The following is a 17,386-nucleotide window of genomic DNA, read 5'->3' on the forward strand; positions in this document are numbered from 1 at the left end:
GGCAGAGGAAGATGGTCTACAGCAAGCAGGAAACGGCGGGCGCCCCGACGTGTTGTCACGCGGCCAGGTAAAGCACGATCCCCGGTTGCGTCGACGCTTGATGTGAGGCTGTTTCCCATGTTCGATCCGGTCATAGCGCCCAGCGGTACGCTGCTCGGCCTGCTCCAGAGGGGCCGCGGCGACGGCACGCTGCACGCGCTCACCGCACCGCGCGCCGAAGCGCTCGCGGCGCTCAACCACTGTGTGCTGCGCGACCCCCGCCACGACTGGCAGGTGGAAAACCGCTCCCTCTACTACGCCCGGCTCTACCTCGACCTGAGCGGTGAGCTCGACGCGATCGAGCGGCACCTCTTCGACACCGAGGACATCCTCGACACCTGCGAGTCACGCACGGGGCTCGCCCTCGCGGTCCTCGGCCACCTCGCCTCGTACGGCAGGCGCGACGCGCTGGAGCTGCTCCGCAGGTACGCGGCCGCCGGCACCAACTGGGCCTGGGCCCTCGACGAGCTGGCCCTGCGCGACGACGACGCGGGCCTGCGCAGCCTCGCCGCCCCCGTACTGGCCCGTTTCCCCGCCGGCGCGGCCGGCGAGGCCGAACTGGCCGCGCACGTGCGCGACGCCTTCGAGCCCCGGCCCTGGCGGCTGTGGGCCGAGGATCCGCGCGCCTCGGTCGGCGCACGCGTGCGCGCCGCTCAGGAACAGGGCTCCTTCGACCGCTGGCAACGCCAGATGCGACCGGCCGGGCCGCGGCCCGGCTGGAGCGTGCAGGCCGTCTTCCACTGGGCCCAGGAGGGCCTCGAACGCGGAGCCGCGCTCCACGTCCCCGCCGCCCGCTGCCTGTCCGCCGTCGCGGGACCGGAGGACCGTCCCGGGATCGTCGAGGCCGCCCGCACCGGCGGTGACGGAGCCCGCTGCACCGCCCTGCGCTACCTCGCCGACAGCGATGATCCCGGCGCTCTCGATCTGATCGAAGGCGCCGCGGCCGCCGGCACAGCACTGGTCGTGGACGCCGCCGTGGACGCCTTCGAGCGGATGCGCAGTGCCGCCGCCATCGACCGGGCACGAAGTTGGGCCCACCGCCCCGACGCCCTCGGAACCGCCGCCGGGCGGATGCTCGCCTGCCGGGGCGGCGCCCAGGACAGCGACCTGGTCCTCGGGGCGCTGCGGGAAGCGGTGCGGGGCGAGGGCCCCGACGCACCGACCCTGTGGACGCTCGTGGACGGCGCCGGACGCCTCGGCATCGCCTCCGCCGGGCCCGTCCTGCGCCACGTCTACCGCGAGACCGCCTCCTCCCAGCTGCGCGGCCGGGCCGCCCGCGCCCTCGCCGCCACCGACCCCTCCTTCCCCGCCGGCTTCGCCGTCGAATGCCTGTGGGACTGCGAGGAATCCACCCGCGAGGTCGCCGCACGGCACGCCGAGACCGGCGACACCCGCGTCGTCGACCAGCTGCGCCGGCTCGCCGCGGACCCGGCCGAGGAGGCCGAGGTGCAGACGGCCGTACGCAGCCGGATCGGGCCCGACATGCCCGCCGTGTGAACACCGGATGACCCGGCGGCGGGCGTTCGTGGCCGCCGGCCGAACCGCCCGGGTGCGCAGCGCAACGCTCATGGGACGTTCCTCGCCAGGAAAGATCGACGTTGACGTGGCCACGTCCGGTGCGACGACAACACCGGTATGCGTGTCGTCATCGTCACCGAGTCCTTTCCCCCCGACGTCAACGGCGTGGCCCACTGCGCCCTGCAGACCGCCGGGCATCTCGCCGACCGCGGGCACACCCCCCTCGTCGTAGCCCCGGCCACCGCGGCCGGGGCTGGGTCCGACGCGCTCGCGCCGTGCCCCGTCGTCCGGGTCCCCTCCCTGCCGCTGCCCGGCTACGCCCAGGTCCGGGTCGCCCTCCCGAGCCGACGCGTCGCCGCGGCGATCACCGAACACCGCGCCGACCTCGTCCACCTGGCGGGCCCCTTCGTGCTGGGCGTGCGCGGCATGGCCGCCGCCACCCGGCTCGGCGTCCCCGCCGTGGCCGTCTATCAGACCGACCTCGCCGGCTACGCCCGTACGTACATGGGGGCGGGGGAGGCCGCCGCCTGGCGGCGCATCCGCTCCGTCCACGCGGCCGCCCACCGCACGCTGGCCCCCTCCAGCGCGGCCCTGCACGATCTGCGGGCGCACGGGGTGCCCCGGGTGCGGCTGTGGCCGCGCGGAGTCGACACGGACCGCTTCCACCCCGGGCGGCGGGACGAGGCACTCCGCCGGGAGCTGGCGCCCGACGGCGAGCTGATCGTCGGATACGTCGGCCGCCTCGCCCCCGAGAAGCAGGTCGAACTGCTGGCCGGGGCCTGCGGGATCGCGGGCGTGCGGGTCGTGGTCGTGGGTGACGGACCGAGCCGGCCGGCGCTCGACGCGGCGCTCCCCGGCGCCGTCTTCCTCGGCCGCCGCACCGGCGACGACCTCGCCCGGATCTTCGCCTCGCTGGACGTCTTCGTGCACACCGGGCCCTTCGAGACGTTCTGCCAGACCGTGCAGGAGGCGATGGCGAGCGGAGTGCCGGTCGTCGCGCCCGCGGCGGGCGGGCCGCTCGACCTGGTGGCCCACGGACGCACCGGCCTCCTCGTCCCGCCGCGCGACCCGGCCGCGGTGCGGGACGCGGTGTGGTCGCTCGCCGCCGACCCGGCGCTGCGGACGGCCTACGGGAGCGCCGGGCGGGCCGCCGTGGAGGGCCGCACCTGGGCCGCCGTCGGCGACGACCTGATCGGTCACTACACGGACGTGCTCGCGGCACGGACGGCGGTGGCGGCATGACCGCGCGCACCGTCACGGGCCGTACGGGTGGGCGGACCGGCCTGCGGATCGTACGGCTGGCGAACTTCGTCACCCCCGCCTCGGGCGGTCTGCGGACCGCGCTGCGGGAGCTGGGCGCCGGGTACCGGGCGGCCGGGCACGAGCCCGTTCTGATCGTCCCCGGCGAGCGGGTCACCGACCGGGAGACCGGGCAGGGCCGGGTGATCACCCTTCCCGGGCCGCTGCTGCCCGGCACCGGCGGCTACCGGGCGCTCACGGACCGGCGGCGGGTGGCCGCCCTGCTGGAGGCCCTCGCGCCCGACCGGCTGGAGGTCTCCGACCGGACCACGCTGCGCTGGACCGGGGTGTGGGCGCGGCGGGCCCGGGTGCCGGCCGTGATGGTCTCCCACGAGAGCGCCGACGGCGTGCTGCGGACCTGGGGGCTGCCCGAGGGGCTGGCCCGGCGTACCGCCGACTCCCTCAACACCCGTACGGCACACACCTACGCGCGCGTGGTGTGCACCACGGAGTTCGCCGAGCGGGAGTTCGTGCGGATCGGCGCCCGCAACGTCGTACGGGCTCCCCTGGGCGTCGATTTGGCCGGGCGGCACCCCGCGCTGCGGGACCCGGGGGTGCGGGCACGGCACGCGCGCGCGGGGCAGACCCTGCTGGTGATGTGCTCGCGCCTTTCGGTCGAGAAGCGGCCCGGCACCGCGCTCGACACCCTGGAGGCGCTGCTGCGGCGTGGGCGGCACGCGGTGCTCGTCGTGGCCGGGGACGGACCCCTGCGCGGTCGGCTCGCAGTGCGGGCCAGGGAGCGGGGGCTGCCCGTGACGTTTCTCGGACACGTCGCCGACCGGGCGGCTCTGGGCGCGCTCCAGGCGTCCGCCGACGTGTGTCTCGCGCCGGGGCCCGCGGAGACCTTCGGGCTCGCCGCCCTGGAGGCGATGGCCTGCGGTACGCCCGTCGTGGCCAGCGCGTCGTCCGCGCTCCCCGAGGTCGTCGGGTCCGCCGGTGCGACCGCCGCGGACGACGGGGAGTCCTTCGCGGACGCGGTGGACTCGCTCCTGGCGCGACCCGAGGCCGAGCGGAGGAGGGCCGCACGCGCGCGTGCCGAGTGCTTCGGATGGGGCGCCGCCGTGGAGGCGTTCCTCGCCGCGCACGACGCGGCGCCCCGGATGCCCGGCCCGGCGGAGGACGGCGCGGGCGCCCCGACAGACGGGCCGGGCGTGCCGACGACCGCAACCGAGCCGGGCACACCCGTACGCCGGTGATCGTGCCGGGCGCGGCCGTTCGCCGGTGGTCGTGGCCGGGGTTCCGGCTGGTCACCGGCGGGGGCGCGTCGCTGCGAGGCGCACCGATGTGCCGGGCGCGGCGTGGCCGGGGTTCCGGCGGGTCAGGGGCGGTGGTGGCTCGTCATGAAGCGGACTGGTGTTCCGGGCACGGCCTGGGCTGACGCGGGAAGGTCGGGCGGGTGGACGACCGCGATCACCGGGTAGCCGCCGGTGGTCGGGTGGTCCGCGAGGAAGACCACCGGCCTGCCGTCCGGCGGGACCTGGACCGCGCCGAGGACCATGCCCTCGCTGGGCAGCTCCCCGGACACGGCCCGCTCCAGGGCTGGTCCCTCCGTGCGCAGGCCGATGCGGTTGCTTGCGGAGGACACCCGGTAGGTCCCTGCCGTGAGCGTGCGCAGGGCCGCCGCGGTGAACCAGTCGTCGCGCGGCCCCGGCGTCACGCGCAGCACCAGTTCGCGGGGCGGCGCCGGCTGCGGGACGACGTCCACGCGCGCGGGGATGCCGCTCACGGGTCCGAGCGGAAGCACCGTGCCGTCCGTGAGAGGGGGAGGGCCGAGTCCCGAGAGGAGGTCGGTGGACCGGCTGCCGAGCACCGGCTCGACGGCCACTCCGCCGGACACGGCCAGGTAGGCGCGGACGCCCGCGCGCGCGGGACCGACGTCCAGCAGCGCCCCGCCGGGGACCCTGACGGGCGCGCCCCAGGGGACCGGCCGTCCGTCCACCGTGACCGGACAGGGCGCGCCGCCCACCGCCACGGTGACCGCGCAGCGCGGCCGCACGGCACAGCCGTCGAGCGTGGTCTCCAGGACCGCCGCGCCGGGCGGGTTCCCGACGAGCCGGTTCACCAGGGCGGCGGCCGGCGCGTCGAGTGCTCCGGAGCGCGGTACGCCGAGGTGGGCGTGGCCGGGGCGCCCCCGGTCCTGCACCGTGGTCAGGGCGCCGGCGCGGACGACGGCGAGCGCGCGGTCCGTCATGAGCGCCCCGCGGGTACGAAGCGGACGCGTGTGCCCGGGGCCAACAGCGCCGCCGGCTCCCTGCGGTGGTCCCACAGGACCGCGTCCGTGGTGCCGATCAGCTGCCAGCCCCCGGGCGACGAGCGCGGGTACACGCCCGTGTAGGGGCCCGCGAGGCCCACGGATCCCGCGGGGACCGCCGTCCGCGGGGTCGCGCGCCGGGGGACGTCGTACCGGGAGGGGAGCCCGGTGAGATAGCCGAAGCCGGGCGCGAACCCGCAGAAGGCGACGCGGAACTCGGTGGCCGCGTGGATCTCCGCGACCTCCCGGGGAGGCACCCCCCACCGGGCCGCGACCTCGGCCAGGTCGGGACCGTCGTACCGCACGGGGATCTCCACGGCCTGCTCCGTGCGCGCGGGCAGCGGCGGGATCTCCCACGCGGCGAGCCGCTCCGCGAGCCGGACGGGGTCCGGCACGCCGTCCAGGAGGACCGTGCGCGCCGCGGGCACGATCTCCCCCGCGCTCAGGTCACCGTCCGCGCGGCGGCGCAGCAGCTCGGCGTGCAGGGCCTGGGCCGCCTCGCCCGAGGAGACCTCGACCAGCAGGGCGTGGCCGCCCACCGCGAGCGCCCTCACGTGAACGCCTCCACACGGACACCGGAGGCCTCCAGGCGGGCGCGGACCCGGCGGGCGAGGTCCACCGCGCCCGGGGTGTCGCCGTGCAGGCACAGGGAGCGGGCCCGGACCGTGATCCGCTCCCCGGAACGGGACGCGACCACACCGGAGCGGGCCAGGTCCACCGACCGCTCGACGACCGTGTCCCCGTCCGTGATCACGGCGCCGTCCTCGGTACGGGGGACCAGAGTGCCCTCCGAGGTGTACGCGCGGTCGGCGAACGCCTCGGTGACGGCCGGCAGCCCCGCCTTCCGCGCCAGGTCGAGCAGGCGGGAGGACGGCAGGCCGAGGACGGGGAGAGCGGGGTCCGCGAGCAGGACGCCGGCGACGACCGCGCCCGCCTGCTCCTCGTCGTGCACCACCCGGTTGTAGAGCGCCCCGTGCGGTTTCACGTACGACACGCGCGTGCCGGCCGCCCGGGCGAAGACCTCCAGGGCGCCGATCTGGTAGGCCACTTCGGCCGCCAGCTCGTCGGATGGCACGTCCATCGCGCGCCGCCCGAACCCCGCCAGGTCCCGGTAGGAGACCTGGGCGCCGATCCGCACGCCGCGACCGGCCGCGAGCTCGCACACCCGCCGCATGGTGATCGCGTCCCCGGCGTGGAAGCCGCAGGCCACGTTGGCGCTGGTGACGACGGACAGCAGCTGCTCGTCGTCGGTCAGCCGCCAGCGGCCGAAGCCCTCGCCGAGGTCGGCGTTCAGATCGATCAGGGTCATGGCTCTTCCGTTCTCCTGTTCAGGCTACGCGGTACTGCTCTCTGAGCGGTGCGGGTTCACCGGAGCTCCCTCCCGCGGGTCTCGGGAAGTCCGAGGAGTGCCAGCGCCGCCAGGCCGTAGCCGATCGCGCCGAAGACCAGCGCGCCGCCGACGCCCCAGCTGCCGGCCAGGAAGCCGACCAGGGTGGGGAAGACGGCACCCACCGCGCGGCCCGTGTTGTACGTGAAGCCCTGCCCGGTGCCCCGGACCGCCGTCGGGTACAGCTCGCTGAGGAACGAGCCGAAACCGCTGAAGATCGCCGACATGCAGAAGCCGAGCGGGAAACCGAGCACCAGGAGAAGGGTGTCGGCGCCGCCGGGGATGTTCGCGTAGACGAGGATGCCGAGGGAGGACAGGACCGCGAAGAGCAGGATGTTGCGCTTGCGGCCCAGCCTGTCGGTCAGATGGCCGCCGGTGAGGTAGCCGAGGAAGGCTCCGGAGATCAGCAGCGCTAGGTAGCCGCCGGTACCGACGACGGACAGACCGCGTTCGGTCTTCAGGTAGGTGGGCACCCAGGTGGCCAGCGTGTAGTAGCCGCCCTGGACGCCGGTGGAGAGCAGCCCCGCGAAGACGGTTGTGCGCAGCAGGCCGGGGCCGTCGGCGTTCCCGGGTTTGAAGATGGCCGTGAAGGAGCCCTTCTGGGGGTTCCTCCTCCGTTCGGCGGCGGCCTCCGGGGCGTCGTGCACCCGGCGTCGCACCCACACGACGAGCAGCGCGGGCAGCGCGCCCGTCCAGAACATCACCCGCCACGCGAGGTCGTCGCCGACGAACTGGAAGACCAGCGTGTAGACGACGACGGCCAGCCCCCAGCCCACGGCCCAGGAACTCTGGACCGCGCCGAGGGTGCGCCCGCGGTGCCGGGAGCTCGCGTACTCGGCGACGAGGATCGCGCCGACCGCCCACTCCCCGCCGAAACCGAGGCCCTGCAACGCCCGGAACACCAGCAGCGTCTCGTAGTCGGGGGCGAAGCCGCAGGCCACGGTGAAGACCGCGTACGTGATCACGGTGATCATCAGTGCCTTGACGCGTCCGATCCGGTCGGCGACCACACCGGCGACGGCGCCGCCGACCGCCGAGACGACCAGCGTGACCGTGGTGAACAGCCCGGTCCGGCCGCTGTCCAGGCCGAAGTGGGCGGCCAGCGCGACCATGCTCAACGGCAGCGTGAAGTAGTCGTACGAGTCCAGGGCATAGCCGCCGAACGCGCCGGCGAAGGCGCGGCGGCCGCGTGGTCCGAGCGCGTGCAGCCAGCCGAACGGGCCGTCGTCGGAGGGGAGTTCAGTCGCGGCAGCCCCGGGGCCGGGCTCCAGGGCGGGCGGGGGAGGAGTCGTGCTCATGGGCACCTCGCAGTGAGGGACGAAGGGTGCTTGAGGGACTGAGCCGTGCCGTGCCGTTCCGTTCCGCGTTGTTTCCGTGCCGTGCCGTGCCGTGCCGAAGCGCCGGGCTGATGCGGTCGGCGTCGTCCCGTCAACGTAGAGGATCGTTGAACGATCCTTCAATACCCGCGTTGTTTCGCCCTCCTATCTACGATTCAATTCCGGGCATGGCAGAGCTGACCGGACTGGCCGACGACCGCGCCCTGCTGGGGCGTACCAGCACGGCCGAGCGGGTCTCGGACATCCTCAGGAGCCGCATCGCCGACGGCTTCTTCCCGCCCGGGACGCGGCTGTCCGAGGACAGCATCGGCGGCGCGCTCGGCGTCTCCCGCAACACCCTGCGCGAAGCGTTCCGGCTGCTCACCCACGAACGGCTGCTCGTGCACGAGCTCAACCGCGGTGTCTTCGTGCGGGTGCTGACCGTCGACGACGTGACGGACATCTACCGCACCCGCGGCCTCGTCGAGTGCGCCGTCGTCCGGAGCCTCGGTGAGCCTCCGTACGCCGTGGAGGGACTCGCGGCAGCCGTCGCGGAAGGGCGGCGGGCGGCGCACGAAGGTGACTGGAAGAGCGTCTCCACGGCCAACATCCACTTCCACCGGGAACTCGTGGCGCTCGCCGGGAGCGCCCGCACGGACGAGGTCATGCGCAGCGTCTTCGCCGAACTGCGGCTCGCCTTCCACGTCGTGGACGACCCGCGCCGGCTCCACGAGCCCTATCTGGCCCGCAACGGCGAGATCCTCCAGACCCTCCGGGCGGGCCGGCGCGACGAGGCGGAGAAACTGCTCGCCGACTATCTCGACGACTCCCTGGCGGGGCTGGTCGAGGTGTACGGGCGGCGGGTGTCGGGCGGCGGCGGGGGCGTCGGCTGAGCAGGCGGCGGCCCACGTCCTGGCGAGGCCCGCGGGCCCCGACGGGGCGGGTTGGGCCGTCCGGCCGCGTGGGCGCTTCTGCGCCGTTTCGACCGTTGTCAGACCGAGGACCTAGTCTGTGCACCGTGACTTCGCCTGCATCGACGGACCGTGTTCCGCCCCAGCTCAGCGCGGGGCCGCGCCCCGCACCGGGTCCGGCCGCCGACGAGGGTCTGGCGCGGCGGCTGCGCGCGCTCGCCTGCACCGCGCCGCTGCACGACCTCGACGCACGCAAGGCCAACCTCGCGGGCGAGTACTCGGTGTACGGGATGGCGGAGGTGGCCCTCGCGGCCATCGATCTCATCACGCTGAACATGGACTTCGACACGGGCGCCGACCACGACCAGATAGTGGCCCGCCTCATCCCCCGCATCGCGGCCCAGGCCCCGCAGCGGCCCGCCGCCGAGCACGAGCGCGTGGCCCGCTGGGTCCTGGAGAACCTGATCAACGTAGGCAGTGTCGACCGCGGCTTCCGGGCCGTGTACGGCACGTTCGCGTCCGACGGTTCGTACGTCCGGCGTGACTACGACTTCAAGCTGATCGAGGAGGTGCCCGGCTACGGGGGAAGTGTCTACCTCCGTACGACGGACGAGGCGGTCAACGTCCTCGTCGGTGCCCTCGACACGGACGTCACCAGCGCGCAGATCGCCGCCGAGGTCAAGCTGGAGGTGCTGATCAGCCGGGGCCGGCTCGCCGACGCCCAACTGGCCGCCGAGCAGGCCCGGTACCGCACCGTGCAGTACTCGGAGACGCTGCGCAGGGCCCTCGACGCCACCCGGCGCAACGTGCGCGCGGTCGACTGGCTCCAGGCCGTCCCCGACATGATCGCGGAGGCCCTGGACCACGTCGCCGACCGCTACCGCCACGAGAACGCGATCCTCACCAACATCCGCAAGGCCCGCGACGAGTCCGAGGACCCCGAGCAGAAGCGGCGCGCCGCCGAACTCGTGGACATCGTCAAGGACTGCATCCGGCGGCACACGCAGTTGCAGTCCCGGCTGCTGGAGGCGGGACCGCTGTTCCGCGCCGAACAGGACCGGCAGGCCTTCGCCACCCCCATGACCACCTCGGGGATCGACCTCTACGGTCACCTGGTCGCCCCCGTCCTGCCGCTGCCCGTGGAGCAGGCGACGCGCGTGACGGACGCCTTCTTCACCCACGGGACGGGGCTGCGCACGCCCGTCTCGGTGCGGGTCGGGGACCTCGTCGACATACTGCTGACGCCGCCCGTGGAGCGCGAGCACCTCGGCGCCGAGATGCCCGAACCCGACCTGATCGCCACTCCGGACGACAGCCGCTTCAGCGAGGAGCAGCTGACCGCCGCCATGCAGCTGCTCGAACTCCCCGCCGACGCGCCCCGACGGCTGTCCGGGCTGCTCGCCGAGGCCCGCGACAAGGACCCCGAACTGCCTTATCTGGTCGCCCTGCTGGCCGTGCACGCGGCCAGCCCGCCGGTCGGCACCGCCTACCGGCAGGGCGAGGAGAAGCTGCTGTTCGCGGTGGACGACGGGACCGAGCTGGACGATCCCGAGTTCGGCGGCGCGGACCTCATCGTCGGGACGGCCCTGCTGGACGCGGCCGGAATGGCGGCCGGCCGGACGGAGGCGGCGTGAACGCCATGCCCGAACCGGCCACCGTCCGCCCGCCGGTGGGCTGCATGTCGGGTGTCCGTACGGCGATGGGCTGGACGTCGGGCGTGCGCAAGCCGGTGGACCGCACGTCGGCCGTTCGTACGGGGGTGGACCGCACGTCGGCGGTCCGTACGGCGGCGGACCGCACGTCGACCGGTCGCGTGCCGTCCGTCCACGGTCGTCGCGCCGCCCGCCTGTCCGACGGGCCGTCCGCTGTCCACCACCGCGAGCCCGGGCCCGGGCGGCGCGTGCCACTCGGCCGCCCGGGGCCCCGTCACGGTGGCACGCGCCCGTGTGGCGGGGCCGCCCGATGGCGCACCGCGCGCCCCTCGCCGAGGCGTCACCCCCGCCAGGGCCTGTCCACCATGGCGGTCGTCATGACCCGGTGGCCCCGTGACCGCGACCGTGGTCTGTCGGACCGCGTGTCGTGCCACGGTCCGTCCGATGCCGTACCGCGCGCCCCTCGCCGGGGCGCCGTCACCCCCGTAACGCCGAATCAAGGAGCCTGAGCCGTGACCGAGCACGTCGAGTGGAGTGAACCGGAGGCCGCCGCCGCTCCGGCGAGCGCCGCCGTCACCCCCGCCGACGCCGCCGACGCGGCGCGGCTCGTCGCCTTCGGGCTCCAGCCGAAGCTGCAGCCCGCCCGTGACCAGGAATACGCGGAACTGCTGCGCCGCTACCGCGAGGACCCGCCGTTCGCCCGGCTCGCCGACGCCGTGGCGACGGGGCTGGGGCTGATCGTCCTGGAGGTGTCCCCGCGCGCGGGGATGGCCGTGACCGCCGCCGAGGACTCCGTGTTCGCCGTCCGCATGGGCGACTACGCGCGCCGGACGTCCGCGGACTCAGGCGACCGGTTCCTGCACGGCCTCGCACATCTCGCCGTCGCCGCCATGGCGTTCCCGCGCCCCGAGGACCTCGCCGACGACGGCTACATCGGGCGCGTCACGGTCAACGGCGTCGACGCCTTCGTCCGGCAGGCCTGCCGCCGCCTGGAGGAGCGGGCCGACGCGCAGGGGCAGAACACCGACCCGGCGACGGACGCGCCTGGACTCGAGGCCGCCTGGCGGATCTGGGCGCGGCGCAGCGCGGCCGGCGCCACCAAGGACGCGCGCAGACTGGCCGGTTCCACCACGGGCATCGTCGGCAAGGCCGTCGCGTTCCTCACCGACTCCGGCTTCCTCCAGCGCACCGGCGACGACTCCGGAGGGACGTACCGGACCACTGCCCGCTATCAGCTCCAGGTCCGTGACATGGCGGGCAGCGCGGCCATGGCCGAACTCCTCGAACTGGGCGTGGTCCCCGTGACCGACGGCACGGCGACCCTGCTGCCCGCCGAGGACACCGACGACCTGGAACTCGTCGCCGACGCCGGACTGCCGTTCCATTCCTGACCGCTCCGCCCCCCCCACACGATCACGAGAGTCCGCCGCCATGTACGAGCTGTCCCGGGTCCGCCTCTACTCCATCGGGCCCGCCGGTGCGCGCTACGCCGACACCGTCCTGGACCTGAGGGGAGTGGGCGAGCTTGTGCCCGACCCCGCGCCCACCCAGGCGGAGTTCTTCCAGGACGAGCCGGTCGGCCCGCCGCGCCGCCCCGCACCCGCGGGCGTGCTCTTCCTGGAGAACGGCGGCGGGAAGTCGGTCCTGCTCAAGCTGATCTTCTCGGTGATGCTGCCGGGCCACCGGAACACGCTGGGCGGCGCCAGCTCCGGCGTCCTGCGCAAGTTCCTGCTCGCGGACGACTGCGGGCACGTCGCGCTGGAGTGGCAGCACACGCTGACCGGGGAGTGCGTCGTCGTCGGCAAGGCGAGCGAGTGGCGGGGCCGGCAGGTCTCCAACGACCCGCGCAAGTTCGCCGAGGCCTGGTACTCCTTCCGCCCCGGCCCCGGGCTGAGCCTCGACAACCTGCCCGTCGCCGAGGCCACCGCCGTCCGTCCGTCCGTCGAGGGCGTCTCCGGCGCGCAGGGGCGCCGGCGCACCATGAAGGGCTTCCGCGACGCGATCACCGAGGCCGGCAAGGCCTACCCGCACCTCGAAGTGCACTGGGAGGAGATCCACGACCGCTGGATCGAGCACCTGGGCGACCTGGGACTCGACCCCGAACTCTTCCGCTACCAGCGCGAGATGAACGCCGACGAGGGCGAGGCCGCCGGTCTCTTCGCGGTCAAGAAGGACTCCGACTTCACCGACCTGCTGCTGCGTGCCGTCACCGACACCCGGGACACGGACGGGCTCGCCGACCTGGTCAGCGGCTTCGGCAACAAGCTGGGGCGGCGCGCCGAACTGATCGCCGAACGGGACTTCACGGCGGGGTCGGTGGACCTGCTCACACGGATCGTCGACGCGGCCGAGGCCCGCGGCCGGGCACGGGACATCCACACGGCGGCCGAGCGGCGCACCCGGACCCTGGCCCGGCGCCTGTCCGCCCGGTCGGTCCGGGAGCGGCACCGCGTGGGCGACCTCGCCCGGGGCGTCACGGCCGCCGCGCACACGGTCACCGAAGCCGAGGGCGCCCGCTCGCACAGCGCACTGATCTCCGCCGAACTGGCCTACCGGCACGCCTCGTTGGCGCTCGCCGGGGCCGAGAGGTCCGCCGCCGCCCAGAAGCGGGAACTCGCCGACGCGCGGACGCTGCACGCCGCCTGGCAGGCCGCCGAACTCGTCCTGCGGCACCGCTCCGCCGCCGACCGCTCCGCCCGCGTCGCCGCGGCGATCCGGGAGGCCGAGCGGGACGCGGCGCCGGCGCTCGCCGCGCGGGCGAAGGCCGCCGTCGACCTCGTACGCGCCCTGCACGGCGCCGCCGAAGGAGCCGAGGCGCTCGCCAACGAGGAGGAGGAGCGGTCCGCCGCCCTCCAGGAGGTCGGCGAGGCCGCGCACCGCGACGCGACGGCCGCCGCCACCGAGGCGCAGCGCGCCCGCAGCGAGGTCGGGCACCTGCGCCAGCGGCTGGCCGAGGTCGAGCAGGAGACCGCCGAGGCGGTGCGCGCGGGCTGGCTGGACGACAGCGCCCCGGACGCCGATCCGGCACGGGCCGCGCTGGCCGCCAGCGACGCCGAGAAGTCCGCCGTGGCGGCCTGGGACACCGCCCGGGACGCCGCGCGCCGCGCCGCGGAGCATGCCCGGGAGGCGGCCTCAGCCGAGTCCCGCGCGGAACTGACGGCGGCGCGCGCGGCGGACGCCGCCACGGCGGCGGAGCGCGCCCACGACGCGGAGCAGCGCACGGCACAGGCGCTGGCGGGCGAAGAACGGCTCACGGAGTTGCTCGGCCTGCCGGGCGCTCCCGCACGGACGAGCGTTCCGCAGCCCCGGCGCGACGAGAGCGCCGGTGCAGCGGGCCCCGCGGGCGGAACCCCGCTCACCCCGGAGCAACTGGACCGGTACGCCGACGAGCTGCGGGAACTGCTCGACGAAGGCGTCGCCTCCGCAGAGCGTCAGCTCTTCGAACTGCGGACGGCCGCCGCCGACGACGCTCGGATCCTCGGCGCGCTCGGCGACGGCGGACTGCTGCCGCCCGGCCCGGACGTGCTGGCCACCGTCGAGTACCTCGGCGAGCACGGCATCCCGGCGCTGCCCGGCTGGCGCTACCTCGCGCAGGCCGTCGACCCCGCCGACCACGCGCGCGTGCTGACCGCCCGCCCCGAGCTGGTCGACGGTGTGATCATCACCGACCCGGACACCCACGCACGGGCCCGTCAGGCGCTCGGCGAAGCCGCGCTGCTGCCGCGCTCCGCCGTCGCCGTGGGCACCGCCGCCGCGCTCCTCGCCCCCACCCCGGCCCCGGGAGACGACAGCGGAGACGTCTTCCTCGTACCGCCGAACCCGGCCATGCACGACGAGCACGCCGCCGACGAGGAGCGGCAGGCGCTGCGCGGCCGCGCCACCCGCCGGGACGAGGAGATCCGCACGCTCGCGGCCCGGCTCGGCAAGGACCGGGAACTGGCCGCGCGGCTGGCGTCCTGGCGCGCCGGGTGCCCGGCGGGGCGGCTCGTCGAGCTCGCCGCCGCGGCCCGCGACGCACGCGCGTTCGCCGAGGAGACGGAGGCCGAACTCGCCGAGGCGCGGGCCGTCCGCGCCGAGGCCGACGAGGAGGCTGCGGAGGCGGCCCTCGTGCGGGACGAGCGGCAGGAGGCCGCCCAGCGGGCCCGCCGTGCCGCCGACGCCCTCGCGGGGCTCGCCTTCCGGCTGCGCGAGCGCGCCGGCTGGCAGGTCAAGCTCCGTGAACTCGCCGACGACGCGGCGGAGTCGGAGACCCGCGCCCAGGTCTGCCTGGAGCGCGCACGCGCCGCCGACGAGGACCGCCGCGCCGCCCAGCGCGCCGCCGACGACGCCCGCCGCACGGCCCGGGCGCTGCGCGCCGAGCGCGCCGAGATCGCGGGCGTACCCGACGACGTGAAGGACAAGGACGACGACGGCGGGGCCCCCGGAGCCGCCGACAGCACCCCCAGGTCCTCCCTGCCCGCCCTCCGGGAGGCATACCGGGCCGCCTCCCAGCTCTACGAGAAGGTCGGTGTCGGCGCCGATCTGCGCGCCGAGCAGGCACGCGCCGAGAGCGACGAAAGCGCGGCGATCGCCGAGTTCGACCGGCTCAGCAACAAGGTGCGGACCCGCGCCGCCCAGCTCCTGGAGTCGCCGGACGGCTCCGACGGTCCGTCCCGGCAGGCCGCCGCCGCCCGCGCCGAGGAACTCGTCCAGCTCCTGGAGACCCGGATGTCGACCGCGAGCGAGCAGCTCGGCCGGCTGCGCGGAGAGACCGAGCGGCACGCCCCGCAGGAGGGCGAGGCCCACACCGCACTGCCCGAGGAACTGACCCCCCGGGACGCCGAGCACGCCCAGGCGCTGCTGCGCACCGCGACCGGTGAACTCGCCGCGTGCACCGAGGCGGTGAGCCGGGCGCGCGAGGCTCACGCCGGGCTGCTCGACGCGCACCGCGCGGCGGAGGACGCCGCCGGCGGCTTCGAGGAGACGGCGGCCCTGCTCCGGGACCTGCTGCGCGAGACCTCCGAGGAGGAGCAGGACGACACCGAGCCGTACCCCGGCACGCTGGAGGAGGCCCGGCACGCCGCCACCGAGACCCGCCGCTCGCTGCGCGGCTGCGCCGCCGACCTGTCCGCGGCCGAGGCCGCCGTGCGGGAGGCGAGCGACATTCTCGTACGGCACGCCAACTCCACGCGCTACGAGCAGGTGCGCACCCCGGCCCGGCAGCAGATCCGTGAGCTGCCCGCCGCCGTGCTGCCCGAGCACGCGCAGAAGTGGGCGGACGCGTTCGCGCCCCGACTGCGGGTGCTCACCGACGAGTTGGCGCAGCTGGAGCGGAACCGGGACTCGATCGTCGACCGGCTGCGGGGACTCGTGGAGTCCTCGCTCGCCACGCTGCGGTCCGCGCAGCGGCTCTCCCGGCTGCCCGAGGGTCTCGGCGAGTGGTCCGGGCAGGAGTTCCTGCGGATCCGTTTCGAGGAGCCCGACCAGGCCACGCTCACCGAGCGGCTCGGCGAGGTCGTCGACGAGGCCACCCGCGCCGCCGTCAAGAAGAACTCGGACATGCGCCGCGACGGCATGTCCCTGCTGCTGCGGGGCGTCAGCGCCGCCCTCCAGCCGAAGGGCGTCGCCGTCGAGATCCTCAAGCCGGACGCCGTGCTGCGTGCCGAGCGCGTCCCCGTCGGACAGATGGGCGACGTCTTCTCCGGCGGCCAGCTGCTCACCGCCGCCATCGCCCTGTACTGCACGATGGCGGCGCTGCGCAGCAACGACCGGGGCCGCGACAAGCACCGGCACGCCGGCACGCTCTTCCTCGACAACCCCATCGGGCGCGCCAACGCCACGTATCTGCTGGAACTCCAGCGTGCCGTGTCCGACGCGCTGGGCGTGCAACTGCTGTACACCACGGGCCTGTTCGACACGACCGCGCTCGCCGAGTTCCCGCTCGTCATCCGGCTGCGCAACGACGCCGACCTGCGCGCGGGGCTGAAGTACATCAGCGTGGAGGAGCACCTGCGGCCGGGACTGCCGCGGGAGGCCGCCGCCGGGGAGCCCGGGCACAGCGAGATCACCGCGACTCGCATGTACAAGCGTCCGGCGCCCAGCGCGTCGTAGCGGACGGCGGTGGCTTCGCCGCGGGCGCCGTCCTGCCCACGGCGAAGCCACCGAACTGCCGTCCCTGGCGGTCCGACTCGTCAGGCCCGCACACTTCTCACCGCTCGCCACGTCCGAGCCGGGAGGCCGCTCCGCGCCCGTCCCGTCCGTGCGCCCGAGCCGGGAGTGACCTCCGCGCTCGTCTCGGACGTGCGTGCGTGCGTGCCGAGCATCCGCTTCGGGCCGGGCCGGGCCGCGCGCCTCGCCGCCCGCGTGGCCTGCCTCGTCCTACGAGTGCGACAGCCTTCGTGCGCCACCCCGGCGGCGTATCCGCCCCTGGGGCCGCTCCGTCGCCCGGGCGTGGCGCCGGGCCACGCGGCGCTCACGCCTGAGCGCGCGTGCCGTGCTGCTCGGTACGGACACCACTCCGTGGCGCTGATTCCACACCTGGCGGGTCACCCAGACGTCGAGGGCGGCCCAGGTGGCGACCACCGTGCAGGCCACGCTGCTGAGCACCATCGGGAACGCCAGCCAGGAGCCGGCCAGAGTGCACAGGAACGCGATCACGGCCTGCATGAGCGTCACCGCGATGATGATCACCGCTCGCACCGCCGCCGTACGCACGGGATCCGGCAACCGCCGCCTGCGCGCGGGCTCCTCGACCCACAACGGCCGGTAGTGGCGCTCCTCACGCTCCCGGGTGGCGGCCCCGCCGTCCGCGGCGACTCGACGCGCGCCCGAGCGGTCCGCCGCCGGGGCGGACCGGCGCCCGGCTGCCGACGGCGTGCGGATGCTGCCGCCGCTCCTGAGCGCCTCACGCTCCACCGTGCCCATCAACACGTCACTCCCCATCCCCAGCAGACCGCTTGCCCTGGTACCCCGAGACCTCCGAAGACTCCCGCTTACCAGTGGCTGCCCGGTTTGCGCTGTTCTACGCGGCCTGG

12 protein-coding genes are annotated in these 17,386 nt (G+C 75.2%); 7 read left to right on the forward strand and 5 right to left on the reverse strand.

Translation table 11 applies throughout. From position 1 onward, the window contains the following. Positions 1–117 precede the first annotated feature (117 nt). The 3 genes from AC069T_RS20350 to AC069T_RS20360 all read left to right on the forward strand — a co-directional run bounded on the left by AC069T_RS20350 (position 118) and on the right by AC069T_RS20360 (position 4,052). Entirely contained in the window at positions 118–1,536 is a 1,419-nt protein-coding gene (locus tag AC069T_RS20350; RefSeq protein ID WP_478784072.1) for a HEAT repeat domain-containing protein, read from the forward strand. A 138-nt stretch (positions 1,537–1,674) separates the two neighbouring features. Further along, positions 1,675–2,799, forward strand: a complete 1,125-nt coding sequence (locus AC069T_RS20355; protein WP_478784073.1) for a glycosyltransferase family 4 protein — start codon at positions 1,675–1,677, stop codon at positions 2,797–2,799. After that, on the forward strand, positions 2,796–4,052 hold the full coding sequence (locus AC069T_RS20360; RefSeq protein WP_478784074.1) for a glycosyltransferase: 1,257 nt from the start codon (positions 2,796–2,798) through the stop codon (positions 4,050–4,052). Before AC069T_RS20355 ends, AC069T_RS20360 begins: the two co-directional genes overlap by 4 nt. Before the next feature lie 122 nt (positions 4,053–4,174). Here AC069T_RS20360 and AC069T_RS20365 read toward each other — a convergent pair whose 3' ends face one another. The 4 genes from AC069T_RS20365 to AC069T_RS20380 are packed head-to-tail and all read right to left on the reverse strand — an operon-like array spanning position 4,175 to position 7,792. Continuing rightward, entirely contained in the window at positions 4,175–5,047 is an 873-nt protein-coding gene (locus AC069T_RS20365; RefSeq protein ID WP_478784075.1) for a 5-oxoprolinase subunit C family protein, read from the reverse strand. Next, positions 5,044–5,661: a 5-oxoprolinase subunit PxpB gene (gene pxpB / locus AC069T_RS20370; RefSeq protein ID WP_478784076.1), complete on the reverse strand. Its 618-nt coding sequence runs from the start codon at positions 5,659–5,661 to the stop codon at positions 5,044–5,046. The genes AC069T_RS20365 and pxpB overlap by 4 nt, the downstream gene beginning before the upstream one ends. Continuing rightward, positions 5,658–6,416, reverse strand: coding sequence for a LamB/YcsF family protein (locus tag AC069T_RS20375; protein ID WP_478784077.1), 759 nt, complete (start codon positions 6,414–6,416; stop codon positions 5,658–5,660). Before AC069T_RS20375 ends, pxpB begins: the two co-directional genes overlap by 4 nt. 56 nt (positions 6,417–6,472) lie before the next feature. After that, entirely contained in the window at positions 6,473–7,792 is a 1,320-nt protein-coding gene (locus tag AC069T_RS20380; protein WP_478784078.1) for an MFS transporter, read from the reverse strand. 206 nt (positions 7,793–7,998) lie between these two features. On the opposite strand from AC069T_RS20380, the gene AC069T_RS20385 reads away from it, so the two are divergent. From AC069T_RS20385 to AC069T_RS20400, 4 genes are all read left to right on the forward strand, one after another. Next, positions 7,999–8,703, forward strand: a complete 705-nt coding sequence (locus tag AC069T_RS20385) for a GntR family transcriptional regulator (protein WP_478784079.1) — start codon at positions 7,999–8,001, stop codon at positions 8,701–8,703. 125 nt (positions 8,704–8,828) lie between these two features. Continuing rightward, positions 8,829–10,355: a hypothetical protein gene (locus AC069T_RS20390; protein ID WP_478784080.1), complete on the forward strand. Its 1,527-nt coding sequence runs from the start codon at positions 8,829–8,831 to the stop codon at positions 10,353–10,355. 530 nt (positions 10,356–10,885) lie between these two features. Further along, positions 10,886–11,764 carry a hypothetical protein gene (locus AC069T_RS20395; protein ID WP_478784081.1) on the forward strand — a complete coding sequence of 293 codons (879 nt, stop codon included), beginning with the start codon at positions 10,886–10,888 and terminating at the stop codon, positions 11,762–11,764. A 40-nt stretch (positions 11,765–11,804) separates the two neighbouring features. Then, positions 11,805–16,463 carry a hypothetical protein gene (locus AC069T_RS20400; RefSeq protein ID WP_478784082.1) on the forward strand — a complete coding sequence of 1,553 codons (4,659 nt, stop codon included), beginning with the start codon at positions 11,805–11,807 and terminating at the stop codon, positions 16,461–16,463. 267 nt (positions 16,464–16,730) lie between these two features. Here the strand turns inward: AC069T_RS20400 and AC069T_RS20405 are convergent, their stop codons facing one another. Continuing rightward, positions 16,731–17,276 carry a hypothetical protein gene (locus tag AC069T_RS20405; RefSeq protein WP_478784083.1) on the reverse strand — a complete coding sequence of 182 codons (546 nt, stop codon included), beginning with the start codon at positions 17,274–17,276 and terminating at the stop codon, positions 16,731–16,733. Positions 17,277–17,386: the final 110 nt, after the last annotated feature.

The organism is Streptomyces sp. NPDC043867 (assembly GCF_056435845.1).